At 69.9% G+C, this 24,827-nt stretch carries 28 protein-coding genes; 11 read left to right on the top strand and 17 right to left on the bottom strand.

Features of this window, described 5'->3' with window-relative positions:
• Positions 1–50 precede the first annotated feature (50 nt).
• From GVY64_RS28665 to GVY64_RS28655, 3 genes are all read left to right on the top strand, one after another.
• Positions 51–266 carry a hypothetical protein gene (locus tag GVY64_RS28665; protein ID WP_328821015.1) on the top strand — a complete coding sequence of 72 codons (216 nt, stop codon included), beginning with the start codon at positions 51–53 and terminating at the stop codon, positions 264–266.
• A 93-nt stretch (positions 267–359) separates the two neighbouring features.
• Positions 360–755 (top strand): hypothetical protein, encoded by a 396-nt coding sequence (locus tag GVY64_RS28660; protein ID WP_236567303.1) that lies wholly within the window; start codon positions 360–362, stop codon positions 753–755.
• A gap of 22 nt (positions 756–777) precedes the next feature.
• Positions 778–1,578, top strand: a complete 801-nt coding sequence (locus tag GVY64_RS28655; protein ID WP_159848054.1) for a PIG-L deacetylase family protein — start codon at positions 778–780, stop codon at positions 1,576–1,578.
• 428 nt (positions 1,579–2,006) lie between these two features.
• On the opposite strand, the gene GVY64_RS28650 is transcribed toward GVY64_RS28655, so the two are convergent.
• The 3 genes from GVY64_RS28650 to GVY64_RS28640 all read right to left on the bottom strand — a co-directional run bounded on the left by GVY64_RS28650 (position 2,007) and on the right by GVY64_RS28640 (position 5,250).
• Positions 2,007–3,545 carry a sensor histidine kinase gene (locus GVY64_RS28650; protein WP_159848051.1) on the bottom strand — a complete coding sequence of 513 codons (1,539 nt, stop codon included), beginning with the start codon at positions 3,543–3,545 and terminating at the stop codon, positions 2,007–2,009.
• Positions 3,542–4,258: a response regulator transcription factor gene (locus GVY64_RS28645; protein ID WP_159848048.1), complete on the bottom strand. Its 717-nt coding sequence runs from the start codon at positions 4,256–4,258 to the stop codon at positions 3,542–3,544. The genes GVY64_RS28650 and GVY64_RS28645 overlap by 4 nt, the downstream gene beginning before the upstream one ends.
• Before the next feature lie 572 nt (positions 4,259–4,830).
• The gene (locus GVY64_RS28640; RefSeq protein WP_159848045.1) at positions 4,831–5,250 is read right to left on the bottom strand and encodes a nuclear transport factor 2 family protein; all 420 of its coding nucleotides are present in this window, start codon (positions 5,248–5,250) and stop codon (positions 4,831–4,833) included.
• Positions 5,251–5,423: 173 nt separating this feature from the next.
• On the opposite strand from GVY64_RS28640, the gene GVY64_RS28635 reads away from it, so the two are divergent.
• Positions 5,424–6,206 (top strand): SDR family NAD(P)-dependent oxidoreductase, encoded by a 783-nt coding sequence (locus tag GVY64_RS28635; protein ID WP_159848042.1) that lies wholly within the window; start codon positions 5,424–5,426, stop codon positions 6,204–6,206.
• A 15-nt stretch (positions 6,207–6,221) separates the two neighbouring features.
• Positions 6,222–6,692: an acetyl-CoA carboxylase biotin carboxyl carrier protein gene (locus GVY64_RS28630; RefSeq protein ID WP_159848039.1), complete on the top strand. Its 471-nt coding sequence runs from the start codon at positions 6,222–6,224 to the stop codon at positions 6,690–6,692.
• Here GVY64_RS28630 and GVY64_RS28625 read toward each other — a convergent pair.
• Positions 6,653–7,087, bottom strand: coding sequence for a lipocalin-like domain-containing protein (locus GVY64_RS28625; protein WP_159848036.1), 435 nt, complete (start codon positions 7,085–7,087; stop codon positions 6,653–6,655). The two genes, GVY64_RS28630 and GVY64_RS28625, sit on opposite strands and share 40 nt — an antisense overlap.
• Before the next feature lie 29 nt (positions 7,088–7,116).
• Positions 7,117–7,611: a luciferase domain-containing protein gene (locus GVY64_RS28620; RefSeq protein WP_159848033.1), complete on the bottom strand. Its 495-nt coding sequence runs from the start codon at positions 7,609–7,611 to the stop codon at positions 7,117–7,119.
• Positions 7,612–7,714: 103 nt separating this feature from the next.
• On the opposite strand from GVY64_RS28620, the gene GVY64_RS28615 reads away from it, so the two are divergent.
• Positions 7,715–8,089, top strand: a complete 375-nt coding sequence (locus tag GVY64_RS28615) for a winged helix-turn-helix transcriptional regulator (RefSeq protein WP_159848030.1) — start codon at positions 7,715–7,717, stop codon at positions 8,087–8,089.
• Positions 8,090–8,110: 21 nt separating this feature from the next.
• On the opposite strand, the gene GVY64_RS28610 is transcribed toward GVY64_RS28615, so the two are convergent.
• The 7 genes from GVY64_RS28610 to GVY64_RS28580 all read right to left on the bottom strand — a co-directional run bounded on the left by GVY64_RS28610 (position 8,111) and on the right by GVY64_RS28580 (position 14,958).
• Positions 8,111–8,872 (bottom strand): alpha/beta fold hydrolase, encoded by a 762-nt coding sequence (locus GVY64_RS28610; RefSeq protein ID WP_159848027.1) that lies wholly within the window; start codon positions 8,870–8,872, stop codon positions 8,111–8,113.
• A 2-nt stretch (positions 8,873–8,874) separates the two neighbouring features.
• Entirely contained in the window at positions 8,875–10,134 is a 1,260-nt protein-coding gene (locus GVY64_RS28605; RefSeq protein ID WP_159848024.1) for an FAD-dependent oxidoreductase, read from the bottom strand.
• Positions 10,122–11,048, bottom strand: coding sequence for an MBL fold metallo-hydrolase (locus tag GVY64_RS28600; protein WP_159848021.1), 927 nt, complete (start codon positions 11,046–11,048; stop codon positions 10,122–10,124). Before GVY64_RS28600 ends, GVY64_RS28605 begins: the two co-directional genes overlap by 13 nt.
• Positions 11,045–11,983 carry an aromatase/cyclase gene (locus tag GVY64_RS28595; RefSeq protein WP_159848018.1) on the bottom strand — a complete coding sequence of 313 codons (939 nt, stop codon included), beginning with the start codon at positions 11,981–11,983 and terminating at the stop codon, positions 11,045–11,047. The genes GVY64_RS28600 and GVY64_RS28595 overlap by 4 nt, the downstream gene beginning before the upstream one ends.
• 220 nt (positions 11,984–12,203) lie before the next feature.
• Positions 12,204–12,458: an acyl carrier protein gene (locus GVY64_RS28590; RefSeq protein ID WP_236567302.1), complete on the bottom strand. Its 255-nt coding sequence runs from the start codon at positions 12,456–12,458 to the stop codon at positions 12,204–12,206.
• Positions 12,455–13,693, bottom strand: a complete 1,239-nt coding sequence (locus tag GVY64_RS28585) for a ketosynthase chain-length factor (RefSeq protein ID WP_159848015.1) — start codon at positions 13,691–13,693, stop codon at positions 12,455–12,457. The genes GVY64_RS28590 and GVY64_RS28585 overlap by 4 nt, the downstream gene beginning before the upstream one ends.
• Complete coding sequence (locus tag GVY64_RS28580; RefSeq protein WP_159848012.1) at positions 13,690–14,958, bottom strand: beta-ketoacyl-[acyl-carrier-protein] synthase family protein; 1,269 nt, start codon at positions 14,956–14,958, stop codon at positions 13,690–13,692. Before GVY64_RS28580 ends, GVY64_RS28585 begins: the two co-directional genes overlap by 4 nt.
• Before the next feature lie 198 nt (positions 14,959–15,156).
• Here GVY64_RS28580 and accA point away from each other — a divergent pair, with 198 nt between their 5' ends.
• Together accA and GVY64_RS28570 are read left to right on the top strand one after the other, a co-directional pair.
• Positions 15,157–16,845 carry an acetyl-CoA carboxylase carboxyl transferase subunit alpha gene (gene accA / locus GVY64_RS28575; protein WP_159848143.1) on the top strand — a complete coding sequence of 563 codons (1,689 nt, stop codon included), beginning with the start codon at positions 15,157–15,159 and terminating at the stop codon, positions 16,843–16,845.
• 10 nt (positions 16,846–16,855) lie between these two features.
• Complete coding sequence (locus tag GVY64_RS28570; protein WP_159848009.1) at positions 16,856–18,205, top strand: acetyl-CoA carboxylase biotin carboxylase subunit; 1,350 nt, start codon at positions 16,856–16,858, stop codon at positions 18,203–18,205.
• Between the two features lie 83 nt (positions 18,206–18,288).
• Here GVY64_RS28570 and GVY64_RS28565 read toward each other — a convergent pair whose 3' ends face one another.
• From GVY64_RS28565 to GVY64_RS28555, 3 genes are all read right to left on the bottom strand, one after another.
• The gene (locus GVY64_RS28565; protein ID WP_159848006.1) at positions 18,289–19,122 is read right to left on the bottom strand and encodes an AfsR/SARP family transcriptional regulator; all 834 of its coding nucleotides are present in this window, start codon (positions 19,120–19,122) and stop codon (positions 18,289–18,291) included.
• Positions 19,123–19,355: 233 nt separating this feature from the next.
• Positions 19,356–20,012: a class I SAM-dependent methyltransferase gene (locus GVY64_RS28560; RefSeq protein WP_159848003.1), complete on the bottom strand. Its 657-nt coding sequence runs from the start codon at positions 20,010–20,012 to the stop codon at positions 19,356–19,358.
• Between the two features lie 110 nt (positions 20,013–20,122).
• On the bottom strand, positions 20,123–20,326 hold the full coding sequence (locus tag GVY64_RS28555) for a hypothetical protein (protein WP_159848000.1): 204 nt from the start codon (positions 20,324–20,326) through the stop codon (positions 20,123–20,125).
• A gap of 455 nt (positions 20,327–20,781) precedes the next feature.
• On the opposite strand from GVY64_RS28555, the gene GVY64_RS28550 reads away from it, so the two are divergent.
• Complete coding sequence (locus GVY64_RS28550; RefSeq protein ID WP_159847997.1) at positions 20,782–21,612, top strand: mycofactocin-coupled SDR family oxidoreductase; 831 nt, start codon at positions 20,782–20,784, stop codon at positions 21,610–21,612.
• 126 nt (positions 21,613–21,738) lie between these two features.
• A complete protein-coding gene (locus tag GVY64_RS28545; RefSeq protein WP_159847994.1) occupies positions 21,739–22,128 on the top strand; it encodes an STAS domain-containing protein in 390 nt (129 codons plus the stop codon).
• A 295-nt stretch (positions 22,129–22,423) separates the two neighbouring features.
• On the opposite strand, the gene GVY64_RS28540 is transcribed toward GVY64_RS28545, so the two are convergent.
• Complete coding sequence (locus GVY64_RS28540; RefSeq protein ID WP_159847992.1) at positions 22,424–23,455, bottom strand: DoxX family protein; 1,032 nt, start codon at positions 23,453–23,455, stop codon at positions 22,424–22,426.
• A gap of 203 nt (positions 23,456–23,658) precedes the next feature.
• On the opposite strand from GVY64_RS28540, the gene GVY64_RS28535 reads away from it, so the two are divergent.
• Positions 23,659–23,943 carry a hypothetical protein gene (locus tag GVY64_RS28535; protein ID WP_159847989.1) on the top strand — a complete coding sequence of 95 codons (285 nt, stop codon included), beginning with the start codon at positions 23,659–23,661 and terminating at the stop codon, positions 23,941–23,943.
• 7 nt (positions 23,944–23,950) lie between these two features.
• On the opposite strand, the gene GVY64_RS28530 is transcribed toward GVY64_RS28535, so the two are convergent.
• Complete coding sequence (locus GVY64_RS28530; protein ID WP_159847986.1) at positions 23,951–24,805, bottom strand: alpha/beta fold hydrolase; 855 nt, start codon at positions 24,803–24,805, stop codon at positions 23,951–23,953.
• Positions 24,806–24,827: the final 22 nt, after the last annotated feature.

The raw sequence follows: 24,827 nt of genomic DNA, 5'->3' as shown, positions 1-24,827 counted from the left end.
CGGTCGAGGTTCGGCCGAGGGCCCCAACGGGCCGGAGGAAGGAGACAGGTATGAAGGTGTTGAAGTCCAAGGTGGCGAAGGCGGCGGTGGCCGGAGGCATCGCTCTGGCGGCGGTCGGCGCAGGCGCGGGTATCGCGAGCGCGGATCCGGGCCACGACGATCGCGACCGGGGTCGGGACCATGCTCCCGAGCAGCAGCACCACGGTGATCCGCAGCCGAGCCCGCACGGTTTCTGGTTCCTCGGCCAGTGGATTCCGCTGCCCTGAGTCTCCCCCGCACGGTTTCCCGGGCACACCGCTGTCAGGTCGATTACCTCGTAGGTAATCGACCTGAGCGGCGTGGTGAGCGAGGCTCGGGGCATGGCGACGAACAGTATGCGGCAAACTCGCTCCCCCCTGGCCGGTGCGCTGCGCGGCCTGGCGCTCGGACGGGTCGCGCTGGGGTCGGCCGCCGTCCTGGCCCCGCGAACGTTGAGCAAAAGGTTGGGTGTGCGCCCCACACCCGAACTCGAGTACATGACCCGGATCTTCGGCGCGCGGGCGATCGCGCTGGGCCTGGGGTACCTGACCGCGCCGGCCGAGGAGCTGCCGCGCTGGCAGCGCCTGGCGTTGCTGGTGGACATCCTGGACACCGCACACGGCGGGGTGCGGATCCTGCGCAGCGACGTTCCGCGGCCGACCGCCGTCGCGCTGGTCGCTCTGACCGGCAGCTACATGCTCGTCGGCGCGACTCGCCTGGCCGCGGACCTGTGGTGAAAGTCTTTGGCACACTGGTGCGATGGCGACCGTTGTGGCATTCCACGCGCACCCCGACGACGAGACGCTGCTGACCGGCGGGACGCTGGCCGAGCTGTCCGCCGCCGGGCATCGGACCGTGATCGCGGTGGCCACCGACGGCCACATGGCCGATCTGAACGGCCGCAAACCGTTGCGGCTCAGCGAGCTGGAGGCGAGCGCCGCCGCACTCGGCGTGCACCGGGTGGTGCACCTCGGCTACGCCGACAGCGGGCACGGCGCGGTGCTGTACGCCGACCCGCCGGACCGGATGCGGTTCGCCCGTGCGGACCCGGAGGAGGCGGCGCGGCGATTGGCCGCGATCCTGCGTGCGGAGCGCGCCGAGATTCTGCTCAGCTACGACCGCAACGGCGGGTACGGGCACCGCGACCACGTCCGCGTGCACGAAGTGGGCAAGCGCGCGGCCGAACTCGCCGGCGTGTCGCGCGTCCTGGCTGCGACCCTGCCGCGCGAGGGCTGTACACGCCTGAACGATCTGCTGCGGCGGTTGCGGGTCCTCTCGGGCTACGACCCATCGGTCCTCGACTCGCTGTACAGTCCACGCTCGGCGATCACCCACCGCATCGACGTCGGCGCACATGCCGCGCGACGGAAGACCGCACTGGCGGCGCACCGCTCGATCATCGAGGGCTCCAGCCGCTTCGCCACCATCGCGAAGGTCATCCTGCGCATGCCCACCCCGCTGCTCGCCCGGGTGATGCGCTGGGAATGGTATGCCGAAGAAGGCGTCATTTCCGGACCGGCGGTCCCGCTCGACGACATCTTCCGGCCCGCGTCCCGTTGAGCGGTTTCGCCGCTGGGTCGGCGATGGTCGTGTCGCGACCCGTTCTCCTCGCATGGCCAGGCTGCGCGCCGTGTCACCGCCGAGGCCCAGCGACGAAGTGCCACACGGGCGGCTCCAGCCGCATCGGCAGCCAGGTGGTGCCGCACGCCGGTATGGCCGGGCCGACGGTCTCCGTGCCGGTTCGCGCGGAACAGCCGACCGGACTGGACGTTGTCGTCCGTAATCGGAGGTCCGCGTTGCGGGCCTCCTCGCAACGCCTCTCCGCCGTTGGGGTCGTCGTGGCTCCTCATGGGATGCCCGCCCCTGAGCATCATGACGCGATCGCGGTAGCCGTAGAACGCCGACAGCACGACTGGGTCTGCCGGCTGTACTCGGCGCGATCGCGATGTCATAAGGCCCGGCGGCGCAATGCGGGCCGGATACGACAGCTAGGGGGACGGCGTTCGGTCGACTCCGGTCTGCGGCTCGGCGGGCTCGCGTGGCAACACCACTGTGAAAGTCGCGCCACTCCCTGGTTCGCTGTCCACCGACACCCGTCCGCCGTGCGCGGTGACCAGTGCTTGGACGATGGACAGGCCGAGGCCGGTGCCGCCGCTGGTCCGGGTGCGGGAGGCGTCCGCGCGGTAGAAGCGTTCGAACACCCGGGCGGCGGCCTCGGGTGACAGGCCGGGCCCCGCGTCGATCACATCGATGCGGACGCGATCGGGCGCGGGTGTGAGTCGCACGGTGATCGCCGCTTCGCGTGGGGTGTGGGTGAGGGCGTTGCCGAGCAGGTTGCCCAGCACCTGGCGCAGCCGCGCCTCGTCGCCGACGACATCCATGGTTCCCGAGCCTTCGCCCACCACCAGCGTGATCGGGCGGTCCGGCGAGTCGGGTGCCGGTTTCTGACGGGCGGCGACGGCCCGGGCGTTGTGCACGGCGTCACCGGCGAGCGCGAGCAGGTCGACCGGTCTGCGCTCCAGCGGACGCTTCTCGTCCAGTCGCGCCAGCAGCAACAGATCTTCGACCAGCAGGCCCATTCGCTCGGCCTCGGCCTCGATCCGGCCCACCACCATGCCCGCGTCGGTGCTGGCGCCCTGCCGGTACAGCTCGGCGAACCCGCGGATAGTGGTCAACGGCGTGCGCAGCTCGTGGCTGGCATCGGCGACGAAGCGGCGCATCCGCGCCTCCGAGCGGCGAGCCGCCTCCTCCGAGGCCTCGGTCGCCGCGACGCCGTGCTGGATCTGCGCGAGCATCTCGTTCAGCGACCGCGCCAGATGGTCGACCTCGGTGTCGACGCCGCGCACCGGGACCCGCCGGTGCAGGTCGCCGCCCGCGATCGCCGCGGCGGTCTGCTCCACCTCGCGCAGCGGTCGCAGACTGCGCCGGATCACCAGGTAGCCGACGGCGCCCAGGGCCAGCAGCGCCGCTGCTCCGGTGCCGATCTCGAAGAAGATCAGCCGCGAGACCGTCTCCTGGTTGTCGGTCAGCGGCAGGCCGACGGTGGTGGAACCGTACTGGTTGGTGGTGGTCAGAACGCGCCAGCGCACCGAGGAACCGTCCGAGGAATCCACCGTGCGCGGAGTGTGCGCGTTCGCGCCGTCGAGCTCCGGGGTTCCCGCCGCGCTGTTGGCGCCGGGTAGGTCTTGATACACCTGCCCGTCGGCTCCTGTGCGCAGTTCGAAGAACCGGCGCGGCTGCTCGCCCGGCGACCGCGGTATGGGCGCGGCCGGAAAATCGGCCGGAATCCATTGCGTGCGGCCGTCACCGGTCGTCACCTGACGCATCGGCCGTGGCTGCGCCCAGGACCGGGCCGCGTCGTAGAGCTGTTCGTCGGTGCGTTGGGTCAGCGACCGGCTCAGCGCCGAGGTCACCGCCGCGCCCGACGCGAACAGCGCCGCGGTCGTCAGCAGCAGCAGCACGATCACCAGCCCTACCCGCAGCGGGACCGCCGAGATCCGGCGCGCGAGTTTCTCCCGTACGCTCACGCCCGGCTCGCCTGGGGTGCACGCAGCACGTACCCCACGCCGCGCAGCGTGTGCAGCAGTTTCGGTTCGGTGGTGTCGACCTTGCGCCGCAGATACGACACGTACGACTCGACGACGCCCGCGTCGCCGCCGAAATCGTAGCGCCACACGTGGTCGAGGATCTTCGGCTTGCTCAGCACCTTGCCCGCGTTGACCATGAAGTACCGCAGCAGGGTGAACTCGGTCGGCGACAGCGACACCGGGACACCCGCCTTCCACACCTCGTGGCTGTCGTCATCGAGCATCAGATCACCGACCGTCATCCGGTTGACGCCCGCCTCGGCGGACTGTCTTCCGCTGCGGCGCAATATGACTCGCAGGCGCACGATGACCTCCTCCAGGCTGAACGGTTTGGTGACGTAGTCGTCCGCACCGAGGGTGAGCCCGGTGAGCTTGTCGTCGACGTCGTCGCGGGCGGTGAGGAACAGCACGGGCGCGGTGACCCCGTCGGCGCGCAGCCGCCGCAGCATCCCGAATCCGTCCATGCCGGGCATCATCACGTCCACGATCAGCGCGTCCGGCCGGAAGCCGCGCACCCGGTCCAGCGCCTCGGTTCCGCTGAGCGCGGTGGCCACCTCGAAGCCCTGGAACCGCAGGCTGACGGCGAGCAGCTCGATGATCATGGGTTCGTCGTCCACGATGAGGACGCGGGCTTCGGGTTCGGTACCGGTCATGCACCCATGGTGTCGCTGCGAGCCCTGAGCAATCTGCGAGCAAGCTGGATGTTTCCTGTGAACGTGGCGCCCGTCGCGTGTGCTGCGGCCCAGGCAGTGCGGCTTACTGCTGCCGCTTTCACCCATGATGCACAACCGGCTGCGCGCGCCGAGCGGGGTGGTCCGTCCGAACGGCTCGGTCACAGACCGAACAGCAATGCCCCGGCGGATGTCGGTGCCCGACGTCAGGGCGGCCCACGGCGGAGCGTCGATCGGTGTCGGCGTCGCAGGCCATGCCCCGGACGGTGGCCGTGTGCCGACGTTCCTGCCAGCGGCATTGCCGAGCGATCGTGGTCAGCGACGCCGCACGGTCCTCGAACCCGCGGACGCGATATCGCCGCGTCGTGGGACGCGGCGATATGGCGGACTGGATCGGTCAGCTGATCGGCGCGGTCAGGTCGTAGACCGTGACGTTGCCGACCGTCTTCGCGGTGTAGTGGACCTCGACCCACTCGGTGATTAGGAAGGCCGGCTGCCCGCAACCTGGGGCAAAGCTGGGAGTGCGCTGTGCGGGCTGGGCGCTGCCGTCCGGATCAGTCGTGGACGACTCGTCGCGAGCGGGTCAGCAACGCGCCGTCGGTGCGGACGAGCACGTCGTGCACGACGCAGCTCGGCGCGATCTCCGGCTTGCTGTTCGGGCGGATCTTCACCACCAGGCAGTAGGCGGTGGACACGATGGTCCCGTCGTCCTGCGGCTGCAGGTTGATCATGTTGAACCAGTGCCTGCGCTGCATCGGGTCGGTCTCGAAACGCTTGTGGAACTCGACCAGGTCGGCGATGATTCCCGCCCTGGTGCGGGCGGGCGGGATGCCGGGGGTGTGCTCGAATTCCGCGTCTTCGGTGAAAGTCGCGGCGTAACCGGGAATGTCGCGGCCGTCCAGGCGCTGCATCTGCTCGGCGTAGAACTGCTGGACCTCGGCGTACAACTCGGTGCGGCTGGCGACGGTGGTCATGGTTGCTCCTGTGGTCGCGGCGGGGCTCGATCGCACGCCAGGTTGACCGACGCCGCTAGAGCCTCGGTCGAGCCGATGCCCGCGACCGGCGGTTGACCGGATCTATAGGACGCGGGTCGACCCTGGTGGTCGAGAAGGCCGGCGAGTTCGGAAGTTCGACCGATGGAGGAGTCATGGCGGAGAATCGGCGCGTCGCGCTGGTCACCGGAGCGACCAGTGGAATGGGCCTGGAGATCACCAAAAGTCTTGCGGCTCAGGGAATCGCGGTGTTCTTGTGCGCTCGTGATCAGCAGCGGGTGACCGACACGGTGAAGAGCCTGCAGGACGACGGTCACGAGGTGGACGGCACGGTCTGCGACGTCGCCGACGCCGCGCAGGTGCGCGAGTACGTCGACGCGGGTGTGCGGCGCTACGGCCCGATCGACATCCTGATCAACAACGCGGGCCGCAGCGGCGGCGGCGTCACCGCGCAGGTGCCCGACGACCTGTGGTTCGACGTGATCAACACCAACCTCAACAGCGTGTTCCTGATGACGAAGGCGGTGCTGAACGCGGGCGGCATGCTGCAACGCGGCAGTGGCCGCATCGTCAACATCGCCTCCACCGGCGGCAAACAGGGTGTGGTGCACGGCGCTCCGTATTCCGCGTCCAAGCATGGCGTGGTGGGTTTCACCAAGGCGCTGGGCCTCGAATTGGCCAAGACGGGGATCACCGTGAACGCCGTCTGCCCCGGATTCGTGGAGACGCCGATGGCCGAGCGGGTCCGTGAGGTGTATTCCGGGCTCTGGGGCGTGGACACCGACGAGGTGCACGCCAGGGTCAGCGCACGGGTACCCATCGGCCGTTACGTGCAGCCGTTCGAGGTGGCGGCGATGGTCGACTACCTGATCGGCCCCGGGGCGGGGGCGGTCACCGCACAGGCTCTGAATGTCTGTGGCGGACTGGGCAATTACTGACGAGGAGGGACGGCGATGACCGCAGTAGAGGAGAACGCCCCCGCCACCGGGCACGAGGACTATCTCCGGGTGCTCGAGGCGATCCAGACCGGCGCGCTGCAGTTGCTCGCGGGCTTCCCGCAGCAGCCGAGCGCGTTGCGCTTCCAGGTGGGGGAGGTGACCGTCGAGGCCGAGTGGCAGGCGGCCGCTCCCGCCGCGCCCGCGGCTGCACCGGTGGAATTCGCTGCTGTGCAGGATATTCCGCCGCTCGGCGCTGTCGTGCGCGCGCCCAGCGTCGGCGTGTTCTACCGGTGCCCGGAGCCGGGCGCGGACCCGTTCGTGGAGGTCGGCGACCGGGTGAGCGCCGGGCAGCAGGTCGGCATCGTCGAGGCGATGAAGCTGATGATCCCGGTGACGGCCCAGGCGGGCGTGATCACCGGGATCCTCAAAGAAGACGGTGAGCCGGTTCAGTTCGACGAGCCGTTGTTCTCGTACTCCCCGGAATGACGGTCGGGTTCGGGCGGGCGGGTGCGGCGCCAGGTGAGTATCCGGCGTTGCCTCCGCCCGCCGACCTGTGCGGCGCCGATCAGCGTCAGCACGTCTCCGTTCAGGGACATCCGCCGCACCTGCTCGGTCTGCGCCCACGCCGGATTCGAGCACACGCTGATCGCATGCACCACCTCCGCGCCGGCCAGCCGCCAGGTGCCCGCGTAACCCATGAACGGGTTGGCTCCCGCGGCTGCGTCCGTGCGCATCATGCTCACCGACATGTAGCCGTGCGCGCCGTAGATGAGCAGGCCGCGTGGCGCGTCGCCGAGCGGCCCCTCGCTGGTGGCGTCCTGCTCGTCGAGGTCGTAGTAGGACACCAGTTCCCAGGTGCCCACGAGATCGCTTGCGTTCATGGCATCGACGATGGCGGCCGCCGCTCCAGTCACGCTGTAGCCGGTTGCCGGGCGAACCGGTGACTGATCCGCACCAGCCGCCAGACGATGTCCAGCTCCGCGTGATCGCGCGGCCCGTACACCATGACCAGCGTTCCGGGCAGGTATCCCTGCCGGGCCATCGGATGCGGTTCCGCCCAGCACTGCCGGACGGCCTCCGCGACAACGTCTTCCGGCAGGCACATGTGCAGGCTGCCGTCGCCGTGCCCGTGCAGGTGGGCGAATTCGGTGCCCACCAGGTACGCCTCGGCGGGCCCATGGGCGATCGTCGGCCGCAGGTGCAGGGCGCGGGTGTCGGGCACGGACACTCCGCTGCGACCGGGCAGGACGCCGTCGAGCGTGGTCATCCGCGACCACAGTTCCTCTTGCAGCTCGGGTGGCGCGGTCTGGCTGAGCTGCTGGTGCGGATTGTGTTCCCGGGTGCGCGGCCGGTCGCCGGAGCGAGGCGGCAGGTGCAGGCGCCCGTCCGGTGTTGTCGTCGTCATGACTGTGCTCCCTTCGGATTTCGCGTTCTAGCGACCCTTGGAGACACGTTACTTTCCAAAGTATAGTAGTAACCAAGGGGAAAGTGACTCACCGGGAGGACCTATGACCACCGCGCCGGAGACGCCCGTAGATCCCTGTCCGATCACACCGGTCATCGACCTGGTGTTCGGCCGCTGGTCCACCCAGGTGCTCTGGGTGCTCACCCACGACGGCCGGCTTCGCTTCACCGAACTGCAACAGCGCATCCCCGGCCTGACGCCCAAGGTTCTCACCCAGCGCCTGCGCCAGCTCGAACGCGACGGCCTGGTCGCGCGCACCTACCACCCCGAGGTGCCGCCCCGGGTCGAATACGAGGCGACCGCGCTGGCCAGGACGCTGACGCCGGTGTTCGGCAGCATCGTGGACTGGTCCGCCGAACACCTCGGCGAGGTTCTCGCGGCCCGCGCCGCCTACGACGCGGGCGAGCGCGCGAGCTGAACCAGGGCTACGGGACCGAGGTCATCGGGCGGATGCTGGATGCGACGCCGACGTGAGCAGGCATCCGGCCAGCTCGCGCGGCATCGTGATCATGCAGTCGTGCCCGGTGGGGAGCACATGGAGGCGGTCGGCGGGCAGGTCCGCGGGCGGCAGGGTGCGCGGCATGGCCGCGCGCATCGCCTTGAAGTCCTCGCCGCCTTCGCTGCAGTGCACGTGCGTCACCGGGATCGCCTTCAGCGCTTCCGGATTCCTCAATCGCAGGGGCTGCTGGAAGGTCTTCAGCGATTGCGGCGTCTGCATGGACGCCAGCCAGCTGAGATCGGGTTCCTCGGTGACGCCGTACAGTCCGCCGTCACCGGTCGGTTCGGTTTGCGGCGGCACCCGCCAGCCGTCGCCGGTGGCGGCCGCCGCGGCGGCGAACGCCTCGACCATGCCCGGCATGATGTCGGCCACCGCCTCGCCGTCGCGCGGCACGAAGGTGTCGAGGTAGACGAGGCCGGCGACGCGCTGCGGCACGGCGTCGGCCACAGCGGTGACGACGATGCCCGCGTAGCTGTGGCCCACCAGGACGATGTCGGTCAGGTCTTCGGCCGTGACCAGGTCGATCAAGTCTTGGACGTGGGTGTCGAGGCCCACGTCGGCGGTCAGCAGATGCGCGCGGTCGCCGAGGCCGACCAGCGAAGGAGCCAGAACGCGGTGGCCCGCGTCTTCCAGCAGCGGGGTCACCCGCTGCCAGACCCAGCCGCCGTGGAAGGCTCCGTGGATGAGCAGGTAGGTCGACACGATCAGTTCTCCCTGAGTTTCGTCAGTGCCGTGCTCGTCTCGCTCGACGCGGCGGGCGGCACGGTTTCGGGGCGGATGCCGAGGCCGATCACCCGGGCGACCAGGCGGGGCAGGCGCGGGAAACGGCGGAGCAGCTGGACCAGCAGCGGTTTGTCGGTTCCGGGGCGTCCCGCGCTGGGGTAGAGGTCGGCCAGCAGGCGCAACTGCGCGAATTGCACCACGCGCATAGGGAATTCGCGGCGACGTTGGATGGTGCGCAGCTGGGCCGTGGTCGGCGTCGCGCCGGCGGTGAGGATCGGCGCGAGCAGCCGGGCAGTCGCTATCGCGTCCTGTACCGCCAGATTGATCCCGACCCCGCCCGCCGGGGACATCGCGTGCGCCGCGTCCCCGATCGCCACCAGACCCGGCCGGTACCAGCGGCGCAGCCGGTCCACCCGGACGTCGAGCGGCTTCACGTCGTCCCAGTCCAGGATCTCCTTCTCCAGAAAAGGCGCGAGCACGGGATAGATGGCGGCCAGATCCGAGCGGAACCGTGCGGGCCCCGCAGCCCGGATGGCCGCGAAGCCGCCCTTCGGGATCATGTACGCGACCTGGAGATAGTCGCCGCGGTCGATGCAGACGATGAAGAACCCCTTCCCACTGCGCACGGTGGGCAGCCGTTCGCCCTCCGGCTTGCCGACCCGGAACCAGAGCACGTCCATCGGCGCCGCGCCGGCGGCGACCTCGAGCAGCCCCGACCGGCGCACGATCGAATGCCGCCCGTCGGCCGCGATCACCAGGTCGGCGGTGACCTCCAGCGGTCCGCCCGCCGTCGTGGCGCGGACGCCGGTCACCGTGCCGTCGCGCTGGACCAGCTCGGTGACCTCGGCTTCCTGCACCAGCCGAAAGCCGGGGTAGCGGCGACCCGCCTCGGCGAGGAAATTCAGCACATCCCATTGCGGCATGAACGCCACGAACGGGAAAGGTCCCGGCAAGGCACTGAAATCGGCGAACACCACCGGACCGGTCGCGGTCGCCATCGGCAGTTGCGGCAGTTCGACGTGCGGCAACGCGAGGAACTCCTCGGCCAGACCGAGTTCTTTCATCGCCAGCAGCGTCGAGGTGTGCACGGTGTCGCCGCGGAAATCCCGCAGGAAGTCGGGGTGCTTCTCCAGCACGAGCACCTCCACGCCGGAGCGGGCCAGCAGCAGACCCGTCATCAGTCCGGCGGGACCGCCGCCGATCACGCAGACCCGCACCGATTCGGTCCTCACGCCAGGCATGTCGGCACCTGCCCGCCGTTGTAGACCACCATCTCGTCGAAGATCGCCAGCACGTCCAACGGCTCCCCGAGCGGGCCGCCGGACAGTTCCGCGTCCGCGCGATAGAGATTGCCCACCAGCCGCTCCTGGTCGACGAGCTCGGCGAATTCGCCGTGGTCGGCCTCCAGCGCGATCGCCAGCGGTGTCAGCCCGAGCGCGCGTCCCTCCGCGGCCAGCTCCTGCACCCAGCGCAAGTATCGCAGCGTCTGGTCGAAGATCTCCGGCCCGGTGACCGGGCCGTGCCCGGCGACCACCGTCTCCGCGCCCAGCGCGGCCAGCCGCCGGACCGCGGTGATCGAACCGCTGACCGAACCCATCAGGCAGAACGGCGCCGCGCCCGCCATCACCAGGTCGCCGGCGAACAGCACGCGTTCCTCGGGCAGCCACGCCACCACGTCGTTGGTGGTGTGCGCGGCGGTCCCGAAATGGATGAGCTCCACTCGGCGCTCGCCCCGATGCAGGGTCAGGTGGTAGCTGAACGTGATGCTCGGCAGCGTGACCCGCACGTCGCCCCATTCCACGTCCGGCCACAGCTTGGTCAGCGCCAGGCCGGTCTCGATCATCTCGGGCCGGATCCGGTCGTGGCCGACGACGACGGCGGCCGGTCCGAACAGGTGATTGCCGAAATTGTGGTCGCCGTGATGATGGGTGTTCACGATGGTGCGGGCCGGTCCGGTACCGAGCCCGTCGACGAACTCGACGAGGGCGCGGGTGCGTCCCTCCGTCGCCAGCGTGTCGATGACCACCGCGCCGCCCGGCGTGGTCAGCACCCCGGCGTTGCTGACGCACCAGCCGCCGCGGCTGTGCGTGTAGGCGTAGACGCCGTCGGCGATCTCCTGTATGCGCGGCGCCGCGGCCGTCTCGGTGGCGGTCATGTCGGCGACTTCGTCGTGGCGGCGTAGCGCTCGGCGCACCGCAGCGTGTTGCGGCTGTTGCTGGACAGCGCGTCGGTCAAGTAGGCGCGGGCGTCGGCGAGATCGGTGTTCGCGCCGAGGATCTCGCGCGCGGCGGCGGGATTGATCGCGACCGTGTGCCGTGCGGTCACCACCGCGCCATCCGGTCCGTCCGCGAACTCCCACCCACCGCTGTGGCCGAACAGTATCGCGGGCGGCACCAGTTGCTTGTAATCGATCCGCTCGCCCGGGAAGCACACCCGGATCGACTTGGTGGTGTGCGGAAGCCCGCCCGCGGTCACCGTGTCCATCTCCATCAGCTGCACGCCCTCGGCGTCCTCGGTGAGCTCGATGCGGCCGACGTGCGGCACCCGCTCGGGCCAGCGTTCGCTGTGGTAGACGAAGTCGTACGCCTCGGCGGCCGAGCAGTTCAGCGTCACCGTGTCCGCGAAGGTGTGGATCACCTCGTCCACCGCATGGCCGAGTTCGGCGATGCGGGCCAGCGCGGCGAGCTCGGTTTCGCTGTTGCGGTCCACCGCTGCGGCGACCTGCTCGGGATCGACCCCGTCCACCACCGTGAAGTGGTGATCGAGGGTGACTTCGGTGCCGACCGGGCCGATCGCACGGAACGACCAGGCGCCGCCCATCGACGCGATCGGCGCCTGGCTGCGCTCCTGCTCGAAGACGATGCGGCGCTGCCCGGCGTCCAGCACCCGCCGCGACGTCCAGTTCTTCACCGCGCCGCCGACGGTCGCCCACAGCCGGAAGCGCTCCTCGTCCGGCCCGCGGTGCAGGTGGCGCACCAGCACGCTCGGCTCGAAGATCACCGGCCACCTGGTCACGTCGGCGACCAGGTCGTAGACGACCTCGGGCGCGGCTTGCACCACTTTCGTGTGGGTCATCACTTCGCCGCTCATGCTCTGTCCTTTCCGGCATGAGCGGGGGCCTGCGTGGTCACGCTTCGCTGCCTCCTGCGGGCCTGACCGCTCATGCTGTATCCGATTTCGGCATGAGCGGGGCCTTGCGTGGTCACGCTGCGCTGCCTCCTGCGGGCCTGATCGCTCACGCTGTGTCCGATTTCGGCATGAGCGGGGCCTTGCGTGGTCACGCTTCGCTGCCGCCTCCGGGCCTGATCGCTCATGCCGCACCTTGCAGTTGGGTGTTGACGATGTCGACCAGCTCTTGCGGGGTCTTCACTTCGACGAGCTGTTCCTCCGGGATGGTGACGCCGAAGTCGCGCTGGATGCGCGCGGCGGTTTCGATGAGCGCGAGCGAGTCGTAGCCCAGCTCCTCGAATTCCACGGCGGCGATGTCGCCGTCGAGCTCGGCGAGGTCCTCGCCGCCCGCGCAGTCCACGAGAATCCGGCGTAGTTCGGTGATGGTCATGGTCATGATTCGCTCCTCGGCAGATCTCGGTCGGATACGGCGCGCACGACGACCGCGGAGTTGAAACCCCAGCGCCCGCGTGCCAGGACGAGCGCGCCGCCGACGGTGGCGGTGCGCGGGGCGCCGAGCACCAGGTCGATCCGGTAGTCCTCGGCGAGCGCGGTGGTGCGGGCGGTCGGCGGGAGCACCGAGTCGCGCATCGCCAGCAGCGCGGTGACGACGTCGAGCGGACCCGCGCCGGAGAACAGTCGCCCGGTCAGCGGCTTCGACGCGGTGACCGGAACCCCGCCGGGCCCGAACAGCGCCTCGATGGCGGCGGCCTCGTCGCGGTCGCGGTCGGGGATGCCGGAGGCGTCGGCGAACACCACATCGATGTCGGCCGGTGTCATCCCGGCGTCGGCCAGCGCCAGTTCCGCGGCGCGGCGCAGGCCCGAGGGCCGGCCGGAACCGGGCGGCGGGTCGAAAGTCGAGGCGTAGCCGGCGATCTCGCCGTGCACCTTGGGCACACCGCGGGCCCGCGCGGCGGCGGCGTCCTCGACGACCAGCATCGCACCGCCCTCACCCGGCACGTATCCCGCCGCGGCGGCGTCGAACGGCAGATAGGCGCGGTCGGGGTCGGTCGCGGTGCTCACCCCGCCGCTGGACAGATGCGAGGCCCAACCCCACGGATCCAGCGCCGAGTCGACGCCTCCGGTCACCACCAGCGGCGTCCCGCGCCGCACGGTGCGCCGCGCGTGGCCGATCGCGTCCAATCCGCCCGCCTGCTCGGCGACCAAGGCGCTGCTCGGACCGCGCATGCCGTGCCGGATGGAGATCTGGCCGGTGTTGACCGCGTAGAACCACGCGAAGGACTCGTACACGCTGACGTGCTCGGAGCCGAGCGACCACAGCTTGTTGAACTCTCGATGGGTGAATTCGAAACCGCCGGACGCGTTTCCGGTGACCACGCCCATGTCGTAGTCGGTCATCGTCGTGGTGTCGACCTTGGCGTCGTCCAGCGCCCACTGCGCGGCGACCAGCGCCATCCGCGTGGAGATGTCCGTCTGCGGCAGCAGCCGGCTCGGCAGGTGTTCACCGGCGTCGAAATCGGCCACCTGGCCGGCCAGGCGGGCCGCCGAGCGGGCGGCGTCGAACCGGGTGAGCGGCGCGATCCCGCCGCGTCCGGCCAGCACGGCATCCCAGAAACGCTCCACGCCCAGACCGTTCGGCGCGAGCACTCCCATTCCGGTCACGAGGATCATGCCGCCACCGCCTCCGCCTTGCGCAGCACCATCGCGCTCTGGAAGCCGCCGAACCCGCTGCCCACGGTGAGCACGGTGTCCATCCGGTGGTCGCGGGCGACCAGCGGCACGTAGTCCAGATCGCATTCGGGGTCGGGTTCGTGCAGGTTCGCCGTCGGCGGCACCACCTGGTATTCCAGTGCCAGCAGCGAGGCGGCGATCTCGACCGAGCCGATCGCGCCGAGCGAGTGACCCACCATCGACTTGATCGAACTCATCGGCGTGGCATAGGCATGCGCGCCGAGACTACGCTTCACCGCGGCGGTTTCGTGCCGGTCGTTCTGCCTCGTCCCGGAGCCGTGCGCGTTGATGTAGTCCACGCCGGTCGGGTCGATCCTGGATTCGTCGAGCGCCACCCGGATCGCCTCGGCCATCTCACGGCCGTCCGCTTTGAGCCCCGTCATGTGATAGGCGTTGCACCGGGTCGCGTATCCGGTGATCTCGGCGTAGACGTGCGCACCGCGCTTACGCGCGCTCGCGTACTCCTCCAGCACGAACATCGCGGCGCCCTCGGCGAGCACGAACCCGTTGCGCGAGTTGTCGAACGGCCGCGAGGCGACCTCCGCCTCGTCGTTGCGCGGCGTCGTCGCCTTGATCGCGTCGAAGCAGGCCACCACGATCGGTGTGATGGGCGTGTCCGACGCCCCCGCCACCATGACGTCGGCGGAACCCTCGCGGATCAGTTGCACCGCGTGGCCCACCGAGTCCAGACCCGACGTGCACCCGTTGGAGACCATCGCCACGGGTCCCTCGGCGCCCACGCTCCACGCCACTTCCGCGGGCATCACGCTGGGGATCATGTAGTCGAACATGTGCGGGGAGAGATACGTCTCGTCGACCAGCCAGTTCTTCCCGGAGTCCGACAGCACCAAGTACTCGCGCTCCAGGCTGGTGGCCGCCGCGACCGCACTGCCGAGGCTCACGCCGAGCCGGTGCGGATCGACCGCCGCGAGGTCGATTCCGCTGTCGGCCACCGCCTCGCGCGCGCAGACCACGGCGAACTGCACCGCCCGGTCCATGCGTCGAATCTCCCTCGGGGACAGCCCCTCCCGCGCTGGGTCGAAGTCCGCCTCGCCGGCCACCTGGGATCGGTAGGGCGAGGCGTCGAAGAACGAGATCCGTCGCGTCGCGGTGCGGCCCTCGGACAGCAGCTTCCAGAACTCGTCCTTGCCCGACCCGCCCGGCGCGCGGACGCCGAGCCCGGTGACGACAACGCGGCGGCTCATCGCGGACCACCGGATGCATTGGTGTTCATGGCGTTCTCCCTTCGATGGTGCGATCGAGCATCGGGGACGGCCCTCGAACCTCGCTCGAGCGAGCGGGTCGAGCTGTTCTCGAGCGGCGCGGCGCAGGCTGACGCTGTGATCGCCCGGCCGGCGCCGTCCGGATCGATCACCCGTTCCCGAGCACAGGAGACACGCGTGATGAAGTCAGCACACGGCCAGGACGGCGCCGCCGACTGGGTGCTCTGCCCGGCCTGCCTGATCCCGCTGTACGGCAAGCGGTTCGCCCGCGATCTCGGCGTCTGCGGCGAGTGCGGCAGGCACACCCCGATCACCGCACGGCAGCGCATCGAGCAGCTCGCCGACGACGGACGCTTCGAGCCGCTGCCGATCGCCGCCACCGACGACGACCCGCTGACCTTCACCGACACCAAGTCCTATCCGGACCGGCTGGCGGCCGCCCGCGCCCGCACCGGCATGCACGACGCGGTGCTGTGCGCGCAGGCCGCGATCGAGGGCAGGCCGGTGCTGATCGCCGCCATGGACTTCCGTTTCCTGGGCGGCAGCCTCGGCACCGCGGTGGGCGAGATGATCACCGCCGCCGCCGAGACCGCGCTGGTGCGGCGTCTCCCGCTGATCGTCGTCACCGCGTCGGGCGGCGCGCGGATGCAGGAGGGCCCGCTGTCGCTGATGCAGATGGCCAAGACCAGCGCGGCCCTGGAGCAACTGGACCGGGCGGGCATTCTCACCGTCAGCCTGATCACCGATCCCACCTACGGCGGGGTGGCGGCCTCCTTCGCCACCCTCGCCGACGTGCTGATCGCCGAGCCGGGCGCGCGCCTCGGCTTCGCCGGGCGCAGGGTGATCGAGCAGACCATCCGCCAGCAATTGCCGCCGAAGTTCCAGACCGCCGAATTCCTGCTGGAACACGGGCTCATCGACATGATCGTGCCCCGCGCGGGCCTGCGCCAGGCACTCGGCGCGCTGCTGCGGGCGGCAGGCCCGGTCGATCCCGCAGCGACGTTCGTCCCCGCGGACGTCGGCGCGATCACCGATCCGGCCCGCATCCCCGCGACCGATCCCTGGACGCAGGTGCGCCGGGCCCGCTCTCCGCAGCGGCCGACCGCGCTCGACTACTTCGCCCTCGCCTTCGACGAGTTCCGCGAACTGCGCGGCGACCGGGTCTCGGGCGACTGCGCCGCGGTGGTGGGCGGAACGGCGTGGCTGGGCGGGCGCCCGGTGATGGTGATCGGCCATCAGAAGGGCCACGATCCGAAGGAACTGATGGAACGCAACTTCGGCATGCCGACCCCGGCCGGCTATCGCAAGGCGGCACGGCTCATGCGGCTGGCCGAGAAGCTCGGGTTGCCGATCATCACCTTGATCGACACGCCCGGCGCGTACCCGGGCGCGACCGCCGAAGAGCAGGGGCAGGCGATCGTCATCGCGGAGAACATCCGGTTGATGTCCGCGCTGCGGGTGCCGGTGATCAGCGTCGTGATCGGCGAGGGCGGCAGCGGCGGAGCTCTGGCGCTCGGCGTCGCCAACCGGGTGCTCATGTTCGCCAATGGCACCTACTCGGTGATCAGCCCGGAGGGCTGCGCGGCGATCGTCTGGAACGACCCGGCCGCCGCGCCCGAGGCCGCCGCCGCGCTGGCGCTGACCGCGCGGGACCTGCTGCGTCTCGGGGTGGTCGACGCGGTGCTGCCCGAGCCGGGCGACGACGTGGGCGCCGCACCGATGGCCGCGGCCGAGCAGCTGCGCCGCGCCCTGGCCGCGACCCTCGCCGAACTCGCCGAGCGCGGCGGCGCGGAGCTGGCCGAGGAGCGCCGCGCCCGTTTCCGGCGCTTCGGCGCGCGGCAGCAGGTCCTGGTCCGGTCGGTCGCGTGAGGGGGGCGGAATGTTCGAGAAGATCCTGATCGCCAACCGCGGCGAGATCGCGCTGCGCGTCGCACGCACCTGTCGCGAGCTCGGCGTGCGCACCGTGGCGGTGCACTCGGTCGCCGACGCGGAGTCGGCGGTGGTCCGCTTCGCCGACGAGGCGGTGCAGATCGGCCCGTCCGCGGCCAAGCGCAGTTACCTCAACGCCGCGGCGATCCTGGCCGCCGCCGAGCTCACCGGCGCGGACGCGATCCATCCCGGATACGGATTCCTCTCGGAGTCACCGGATTTCGCCGACGCGTGCCGAGCGGCGGGCATAACGTTGATCGGACCGCCCGCCGACGTGATGGCCCAGCTGGGCGACAAACAGTCGGCGCGCACGCTGATGGCGAAGGCGGGACTGCCGCTACTGCCGGGCAGCCTCGATCCGCTCGAACTCGACGAGGCGCACGCACTCGCGGATTCGATCGGCTTCCCGGTGATCATCAAGGCTGCCGCGGGCGGCGGCGGGCGCGGCATGCAGGTGGTGCACGAGAGCGCTGCCTTCCCGCGCGCCTACCAGGAGACCAGGGCGACGGCGCGGATGCTGTTCGGCGACAGCCGGGTGTACCTGGAGAAGTATCTCGCCGCGGCCAGGCACGTCGAGATCCAGGTGCTGTGCGACGGGCACGGTACGGGCGTGCACCTGGGTGAACGCGACTGCTCGGTGCAGCGCAGGCATCAGAAATTGATCGAGGAATCACCGGCTCCGCTGCTGCCCGAAGGGCTCGCCGAGCGAATGGGCGCATCCGCCGTGCACGGTGTGCTGGAGGCCGGCTATGTCGGCGCCGGAACCGTGGAATTCCTGGTCGACCGGGACGGTAGCTACTATTTCATGGAGGTGAACTGCCGTATTCAAGTAGAGCATCCGGTCACGGAAATGGTGACCGGCCTGGATTTGATCGCCGAACAGATCCGTATCGCGGCAGGGCAACCTCTCGGCATTACGCAAGATGACATCGTTCCGCACGGTGCTGCGATCGAATGCCGCATCAATGCCGAGGATCCCGCCGCCGAATTCGCGCCCGCCCCGGGAATACTGGCGGAGTTCACCCCGCCCGGCGGGCCGTTCGTGCGCGTCGACACCCACGCGCACGCCGGTTATTCGATACCTCCGCACTATGATTCGCTGCTGGCCAAACTGGTGGTGTGGGCGCCGGACCGCGATCGGGCGCTCGCGCGGATGCGGCGGGCACTGGAGGAATTCCGGATCTCCGGCGCCCGCGTCGCGACCACCCGGGATTTCCTGTGCGAGGTGCTCGACCACCCGGCCATGCGCGCCGCGACGCACACCACCGGCTTGGTCGACGAACTCCTCGGACGGAGGTGAGCACGCCGTACGCGCAGGTGAGCACGCCGCACGTGCGCCCGGCCGCCCCGCGCGGTGGGAGGCCGGGCGACGTCACGGCCGCGTCAGGCGGGCTCGGCGGCCGCCGCGCTGAATTCGGGCGAGTGCCACCCGATCAGGTAACCGGCGTGGCGGCTGTTGAGCATCGCGCTCACCGAGACGTCGGAGGCGGCCAGGATGTCCCGGTGCAGTTTCTGCAGCTTCTGGCACGGGTCGAGCCCCAGTTCGGCCTGCATGGACTTGCTGAACCGCTGGTAGGAGGTCAAGGCGCGAGCGCGCTGGCCCGACCGGCACAAGGCGAACATGTAGTACGCCTGCAGCCGCTCGTGCAGCGGGTGCTGCATGGTCAGCCGCGCGAGATCGGGACACACCTCGCGGTGCCTGCCCAGCCGCAACTCCGCCTCGACACGCAGTTCGATGTTGGTCAGCCGCAGGTGATCCAGATGCGAGATCTCGGCGGCGAGCGGAATGCCGCCCTCCACGTCGACCAGCGCCGGACCGCTCCACAGCGCCTCCGCGGCGCTGAACAGATCCACCGCCCGCTGGTCGTCGCCGGTCTTGGCGGCGCACCGGGCGGCCTCGGACATGGACCGGTAATCGCGGAGATCGAACACGCAGTCCTTGACGTCGAAGGAATAGCCCTTGCTGCGCGTGCGCAGAAAGCGTTCGGCCACCTCGGCCTGCTCCACCCCGAGTCGCTCCGCTATCTTCTTGCGAATTCCGAGTACATAGGTCTGCACGACGGTAACCGCGCTGCGCGGCGGATCGTCGTTCCACAGTTCTTCGATGAGGGTCGTTACCGGAACAACGGTGTCGTGCCGGACCAGCAGTAATGCCAGCAACTGCCGCTGCTTCTGTGCAGTCGGCGTCGCGTTGTGATTGTTCAGAGCAAGCGTCAACGGACCTAATACGCGAGCGCAAACTGGATACTTCACTGGGAGCTCTCCTACGGGCGACGATCCCCCCGACCGACGTGAGATTCTCGATTCCCACCGCGTTGTAGGCACCGTCCACAGTAGCGAGAAATCGGTATCGCCGCCATGAATCCTGAGTAATATCGGAGTTAATTCCATGCGGTGGTTATTCGAATTCTCCTCCAGCGCAAGGAGATTCGCCCGTTATTTGCGCCCGATCAGTCCCGGCGAATTCGTAGGATGTTGTCTTTTCGCGTGCTCGGTTGTCCTTCGGGGCTCGGGTGCTCGCGCTCGACGACCTCCTCGACTTCCACCCGCCATTCGGCCGGGTCGAGCGCGAGGTCGGCACGTACCTGTGCGGTGGTCGGAAAGTGCACGTCGGCGGGCGGTTCCGCGACCCAGGCCGGCCATTCCGCATGCCCGACGATCAGCAACAGCCCGCCGGGGGCCACCGCCTCGGCGGCCCGGCGCAGGATCCGCGTCCGTTCGCCGTTCTGCGCGAGCGGCGAGTGCAGATACTGCGCCGAGACGAGGTCGAACCGTCCGGCCGGGAAGGTGTGATCGAGATCGTGCCGCTGCCAATCGATTGCGCCGGGAAATTCCTGTCGTGCGGCGTTCGCCCTGGCGCGAGCCAGGGCCGTCTCCGAGACGTCCACCGCGGTGACCTGCCAGCCGCGCTCGGCCAGCCAGATCGCGTCGGCGCCCTCGGCGCAGCCCAGGTCCAGCGCCCGGCCCGGGGCGACCGCGTCGATCTCGCGCACCAGCAGGAAGTTCGGCCGCCCCGACCAGACCTGCTCGCGCTCCTGGTAGAAGGACTCCCAGTATTCGACCGTCGTGGGCGTCGTCCGGTCGGCGTGATGGTGTGTGGCGCTCATGTGTCCCACCCTCCATCGACTCGGCCGAATCGGCAAATATCGTTGCCGATCCGGCAACCGTCCAGGAGTCGGTGCTCGTCGCGCGCGGCCCCTACCCGGCCGCGCGCGGGTCAGCAGTCGTCGAGCGGGTCGCGCAGGATCATGCCCTCGGCGGCGCGCAGGCGCGTGGTCATGGTCGTCAGCAGATCGACGGAATCCTCGGAGAGGCCGATGGCCGTGTGTAGCAGCCTGCGCAGCCGCGGGCTGGTGAGCCGGTCGGCCACGGTGCTGTCGTGCTCGGTCGGTTCGGCGTCGAGCTGTCGGTCGAGATTCACGGGAAGGTACTCACAATCGGTCATCGGGCCCCCAGAAACCATTGTCGATGCGCCGTCCGCACCCGGAACGACGCGTGGGCACGGGCAGAATCGTTCCGGGGCGCAGCGTACATCGCGCATAATTGGTCGCTGGACCGGGTCGGAATGGTTACAGGTGGCCTCCGTGCCGCAGTCGGGTCGGTTCGTCCGTGCCGTGTCCGTGCCCGATCCGCCGCCGAGACCGCACTCATTGTTCCACTGTCCCTGTGGAATTCGGCAAAACGCCCCGTCGGCGCCGGTCGAGTCCGCGCCGCGTGGCCCACCGCCGTGCGCGCCGGGAAGGCAGCACCGCTGGTCCGTCCCCAGCTCTGGGAAATCGCCCCGACCGCCAGGTCCGGCAGAAAAACGCGAGCTCAGCTCGGCCGCGCATGACACGATGGGTGGCGGCCGGAGCAGCGACCGAGGAGAGGCCAGTCATGGGAAACCTCGACAACCGGGTAGCCGTGATCACCGGGGGCGCCCGCGGACAGGGGCGTGCGCATGCCGTGGCGCTGGCGAACGCGGGTGCGGACATCGTGGTGTGCGATATCGCCGCACCCTTGCCCGGCCTTCCCTACGAGCTGAGCACTCCCGACGACCTGGCCGAGACCGCCGACCTGGTCGAGCGGACCGGCCGCCGCTGCGTCGCCGTCCAGGCCGACGTGCGCAGCCTGGACCAGATGCGGGCGGTCGCCGAGCGCGCGCTCGAGGAGTTCGACCGCATCGACATCCTCGTCGCCAACGCGGGCATCGCGTCCAACTCGCCCGTCGCCGAGATGGGCGAGCAGCTGTGGCGGGACATGATCGACACCAACCTGACCGGCGTCTTCCACAGTTTTCGCGCGGTCGTGCCGCACATGATCGAACGGCGCTGGGGTCGTGTGGTGGCCACCTCGTCCATCGTGGCGAAGATGGGCGTGCGCAACGCGGCGCATTACGCCGCGAGCAAATGGGGCGTGCTCGGCTTGGTGAAGTCGCTGTCGCTGGAGGTGGCCGAGTACGGCATCACCGTGAACGCCCTGCTGCCGTCCGGCGTGGACACCGACATGATCCAGAATCCGGCGACTTGGCGGCTCATGGTGCCGGACAAGGAGAATCCGACCAAGGAGGACTGGATGGCGATCATCGAATCCGGCCCGCCGAACGGCGATCTGATCCAGCCCGCCGAGGTGGCCGAGGCGGTGTTGTTGCTGGTATCCGAGCACGGCCGCCATTTCAACGGGGAGGCTGTCACCATCTCCTGCGGCGGAAGCGCCAGTACGTCCTAGAGCCGGGCGTCTCGGCCGTAAAGCGCGGTGCCCGAACGCGGTCGGCGGCTGTACAGACCTGCGGCACCGTGCTTCACTGGAAGCACCACGTCTGTGCACTGCCAGCTGCCGGCCAGGAGTCAGCGCATGTCACGTCACGCCGAATGGGCTGTCCCGCTGCAGTTTTCGGTGTGCCGCCCGCGACGCGACGTCACCATGCTGATGGTCGCGGGCGATATCGATGTCGCGACCGCCCCCCGCTTCCGTGCCGAACTATCGTGCGCCCACCTGCGCCGCGCGGCCACGCTCGTGCTCGACCTGTCCCCGGTCACCTTCCTCGCCGCGGCGGGGCTGAGCGTACTGGTCGAGGCGCAGACCGAAGCCACCCGCGCACGCCGCCGGATGATGTTGATCACCACCGTGCGCCCGGTGGACCGCGCCATAGACGTCACCGGCCTCGCCGACCGATTCCAACGGGTGGCCTCGCTCGACGCCGCCCTCGTGGTCCTGGGACCCGGCTACGACGAGACCGCCTGACCGGGGGTGCGTCGACCGACCTGCCGTGCCAGGGAACCGGCGATACGGAGGACGCAGGAGTTCAGCGCCACTGTCCGGCCCGGTATCCGGCGCGCGGAAGGGTTCGCGGACCGTGAGCGGAGAGGAGCACCTCAGCGGGGCAGAACGCTGCGCAGGCGTCCGGTGGCGACCGGTGCCGCGAACCGTCGGATCGACCGCCGCATGTCGGTGTCCCGACAGAACGCTACGGCGGCCCGACGGACCGCCGTAGCGTCCGAGTCCGCCACCGGGCCGGAGCGAGGCGGCGGCCGGAGGGTCAGTGGCGACGCGACTCGATCGCCTCGCGGGCCGCGTGCGCCGTTTGTGCTCCACGCTCGCGGGCCAGCTGCGCGGTGTGTGCGCCGCGTTCCCGCGCGGCGTCGGCGATCTCCGGTCCGCGCTCTTTGGCGAGCTCCGCCCACTCTGTCCCGCGCTGCTTGGCCAGATCCGCGAGATGGACACCTCGTTCTTTGGCGATCTCCGCCCATTCGGTGCCGCGCTCTTTGGCGATCTCGGCCCACTCCGCGCCGCGTTCCTTCGCGATCTCCGCCCAGTCGGTGCCGCGTTCCTTCGCGATCTCGGCCCAGTCGCTGCCGCGTTCCTTGGCGAGCTCCGCCCACTCCGACCCGTGTGCCTTGGCGGTCTCGGCGAGGTCGCCGCCGTGTTCCTTGGCTGCCTCGGCCCATCCCGGCCCGTGACGCTGGGCCGATTCGGCGAGCTCGGAGCCCTTGCTCGCGGCCACCGCTCCGAGCGCCCGCGCTCGCTCGGCGGCCTCGTGCGCGTGCTTGCGCAACGCCGCGCCGGTATTGGTGTCCGAGGCGGCGCCGAACGGCAGCGCGGCGGTGACCGCGGCGGCGGCGTCGCGTGCGGCCCGGCGGCCGCGCCAGCCCAGCGACGGCTTGCCCTCGGTGTCGGCCGCGGCGATCATCAGGCCGCCGAGCAGCCCGAGATCCTTGAGGAACGCGTTCCGCTTCGCCGACTTGCGGGCGGGGTCCTGCTCGTTCCAGAAGTCCTGCTCGGTGACGGCCGCGGGCACGACGGTCGCCGCGAGCACCAGGGCGGCCAAGCGCGGCGCCTTACCCAGGGCCAGCAGGACGCCGCCGCTCACCTGGGCGAGGGCATTGACCTGCACGACGGTCGTGGGATTCGACGGCAACTTCGTGGCGATTTCTTCGGGGAGCTGCCGATGCCCCCGTTCCAGCAGTGCGTTCGCGGCCTTGACCCGCTCGTCCGGGCGCCGCAGCGTATCGACCCCGTCTACCACGAACGCGGTGGCCAGTAGTGGCCGGGCGAGTCGGCGCAACAACATGACAGAACCCCTTCCCTTGATGTCGTCATGTTTCGGATTCCCGCGCGATTCGTGACCAAACAAGCCGGTCCGCCGCCGTGTGAAGGCCACCTCATCCGGGTAACAGCTAATCGAGAAAGATCGATCCAGGGGGAAAGGCGCCGCGGCCCCCAAACCGGCCTGCGCTCTCGCCTCCCACCCTGCCCCGCCGGAAGGTATCTGCTGTGAACACCCGTACGGCCACAACGGCTTTCGATGCCGTCGTCGCCGAGTTGCCCGCCGCGCCGACCTGCACGTTCCGCTTCGATTCCGTGCCCTGCCGTCATCGTGCGGAATGGTTCATCCGTAAACGATCCTGCTGCTACCCGGCGGGCGTGGATTTCCTGTGCGAAACCTGCCATACCCGCATCCACTGGATGCTCGATATCGGCGTGGTGTTCGAATGCACCGGCTGCGGCGCGCACTCGGCGAGTTTCGCCGAGCTCTGCCCGACCGCGGCTCCGCTGTGAGCGCGGTTCAGTGGCCGCCGGACTGCTTCGTTACGAGCATGTCCGCGGCGGCGAGAAAGTCGATGATGATCGACGTGACCTGCTGCGGGGCCTCCACCATCGGAAGATGACCGCAGTCCGGGAGTTCCGCCGAGGTGTGCGGGCGCAGCCTGCGGTTGAGCCGGCGGCCCGCCTTCGCCGACAGGATGCGGTTGCGCCGCCCCCAGATGGTGCAGATCGGCGGGAATCCTTCGGGCGGATCGAACGTGTCCAGCGTGCGGTAGGACGGGAAATCTTGCACCAGGCCGTGCAAGGCCAGCAGCCTGCCCCGATCGGTCCAGTGCGCCCGCACGCGCGGCTCGTGCTGGTTGTTGCGGGCCCGTCCGCGGGGGCCGAGCTGATTGCCGACGATCAGCGAGACGACCGCGCTCGGCAGCGTGATCCGGCGGGCCAGTGGCGCCAGCGGCAGCCGCGCGTCCAGCCAGGCCAGCCCCGCGGACTGTCCGGAGCTGACGGTGTCCAAGGTGAGCGGATTGAGCAGCACGAGCGCGCGCACCCGCTGCGCGTGGCTCATGGCGTAGCTCAGCGAGGTGGCGCTGCCGAGGCAGTTGCCGATCAGCACCACGTCGGTGAGGCGGTGGGCGTCGAGGAACGCGGTGAGCATGTCGACGTAATCGATGAGGCGGTAGCCCGTGGCGGGCTGGTCGGATTGCCCGTAGCCGGGGAGATCGAGCGCGAAGACCTCGTGGTCGTTCCGTAACGCGGCGACCTGGTCGTCCCAGATGCGGCGTTGCGTGCCGGCATTGTGCAGGAACACGACCGGGGAACCGCTGCCGGTCCGGTCGAAGACCACGGCCCTGCCCTGATGTTCGAAAACGTCCACGCCGACTCCTACGCACCGTCGG

Source organism: Nocardia sp. CY41 (assembly GCF_009829325.1).
Classification (GTDB): domain Bacteria; phylum Actinomycetota; class Actinomycetes; order Mycobacteriales; family Mycobacteriaceae; genus Nocardia.
The sequence above is the reverse complement of the archived record's forward strand: the minus strand, read 5'-3'. Positions and strand labels throughout refer to the sequence as shown.

Coding starts and splice junctions, on each gene's coding strand:
- GVY64_RS28595 (WP_159848018.1), bottom strand. CDS start 11,983: ATGAGCGGCGAAGTGATGACCCACACGAAAGTGGTGCAAGCCGCGCCC.
- accA (WP_159848143.1), top strand. CDS start 15,157: ATGAAGTCAGCACACGGCCAGGACGGCGCCGCCGACTGGGTGCTCTGC.
- GVY64_RS28660 (WP_236567303.1), top strand. CDS start 360: ATGGCGACGAACAGTATGCGGCAAACTCGCTCCCCCCTGGCCGGTGCG.
- GVY64_RS28640 (WP_159848045.1), bottom strand. CDS start 5,250: ATGACCACCGTCGCCAGCCGCACCGAGTTGTACGCCGAGGTCCAGCAG.
- GVY64_RS28600 (WP_159848021.1), bottom strand. CDS start 11,048: ATGACCGCCACCGAGACGGCCGCGGCGCCGCGCATACAGGAGATCGCC.
- GVY64_RS28550 (WP_159847997.1), top strand. CDS start 20,782: ATGGGAAACCTCGACAACCGGGTAGCCGTGATCACCGGGGGCGCCCGC.
- GVY64_RS28590 (WP_236567302.1), bottom strand. CDS start 12,458: ATGACCATGACCATCACCGAACTACGCCGGATTCTCGTGGACTGCGCG.
- GVY64_RS28665 (WP_328821015.1), top strand. CDS start 51: ATGAAGGTGTTGAAGTCCAAGGTGGCGAAGGCGGCGGTGGCCGGAGGC.
- GVY64_RS28625 (WP_159848036.1), bottom strand. CDS start 7,087: ATGAACGCAAGCGATCTCGTGGGCACCTGGGAACTGGTGTCCTACTAC.
- GVY64_RS28655 (WP_159848054.1), top strand. CDS start 778: ATGGCGACCGTTGTGGCATTCCACGCGCACCCCGACGACGAGACGCTG.
- GVY64_RS28545 (WP_159847994.1), top strand. CDS start 21,739: ATGTCACGTCACGCCGAATGGGCTGTCCCGCTGCAGTTTTCGGTGTGC.
- GVY64_RS28645 (WP_159848048.1), bottom strand. CDS start 4,258: ATGACCGGTACCGAACCCGAAGCCCGCGTCCTCATCGTGGACGACGAA.
- GVY64_RS28570 (WP_159848009.1), top strand. CDS start 16,856: ATGTTCGAGAAGATCCTGATCGCCAACCGCGGCGAGATCGCGCTGCGC.
- GVY64_RS28580 (WP_159848012.1), bottom strand. CDS start 14,958: ATGAGCCGCCGCGTTGTCGTCACCGGGCTCGGCGTCCGCGCGCCGGGC.
- GVY64_RS28585 (WP_159848015.1), bottom strand. CDS start 13,693: ATGATCCTCGTGACCGGAATGGGAGTGCTCGCGCCGAACGGTCTGGGC.
- GVY64_RS28605 (WP_159848024.1), bottom strand. CDS start 10,134: ATGCCTGGCGTGAGGACCGAATCGGTGCGGGTCTGCGTGATCGGCGGC.
- GVY64_RS28540 (WP_159847992.1), bottom strand. CDS start 23,455: ATGTTGTTGCGCCGACTCGCCCGGCCACTACTGGCCACCGCGTTCGTG.
- GVY64_RS28560 (WP_159848003.1), bottom strand. CDS start 20,012: ATGAGCGCCACACACCATCACGCCGACCGGACGACGCCCACGACGGTC.
- GVY64_RS28630 (WP_159848039.1), top strand. CDS start 6,222: ATGACCGCAGTAGAGGAGAACGCCCCCGCCACCGGGCACGAGGACTAT.
- GVY64_RS28615 (WP_159848030.1), top strand. CDS start 7,715: ATGACCACCGCGCCGGAGACGCCCGTAGATCCCTGTCCGATCACACCG.
- GVY64_RS28620 (WP_159848033.1), bottom strand. CDS start 7,611: ATGACGACGACAACACCGGACGGGCGCCTGCACCTGCCGCCTCGCTCC.
- GVY64_RS28635 (WP_159848042.1), top strand. CDS start 5,424: ATGGCGGAGAATCGGCGCGTCGCGCTGGTCACCGGAGCGACCAGTGGA.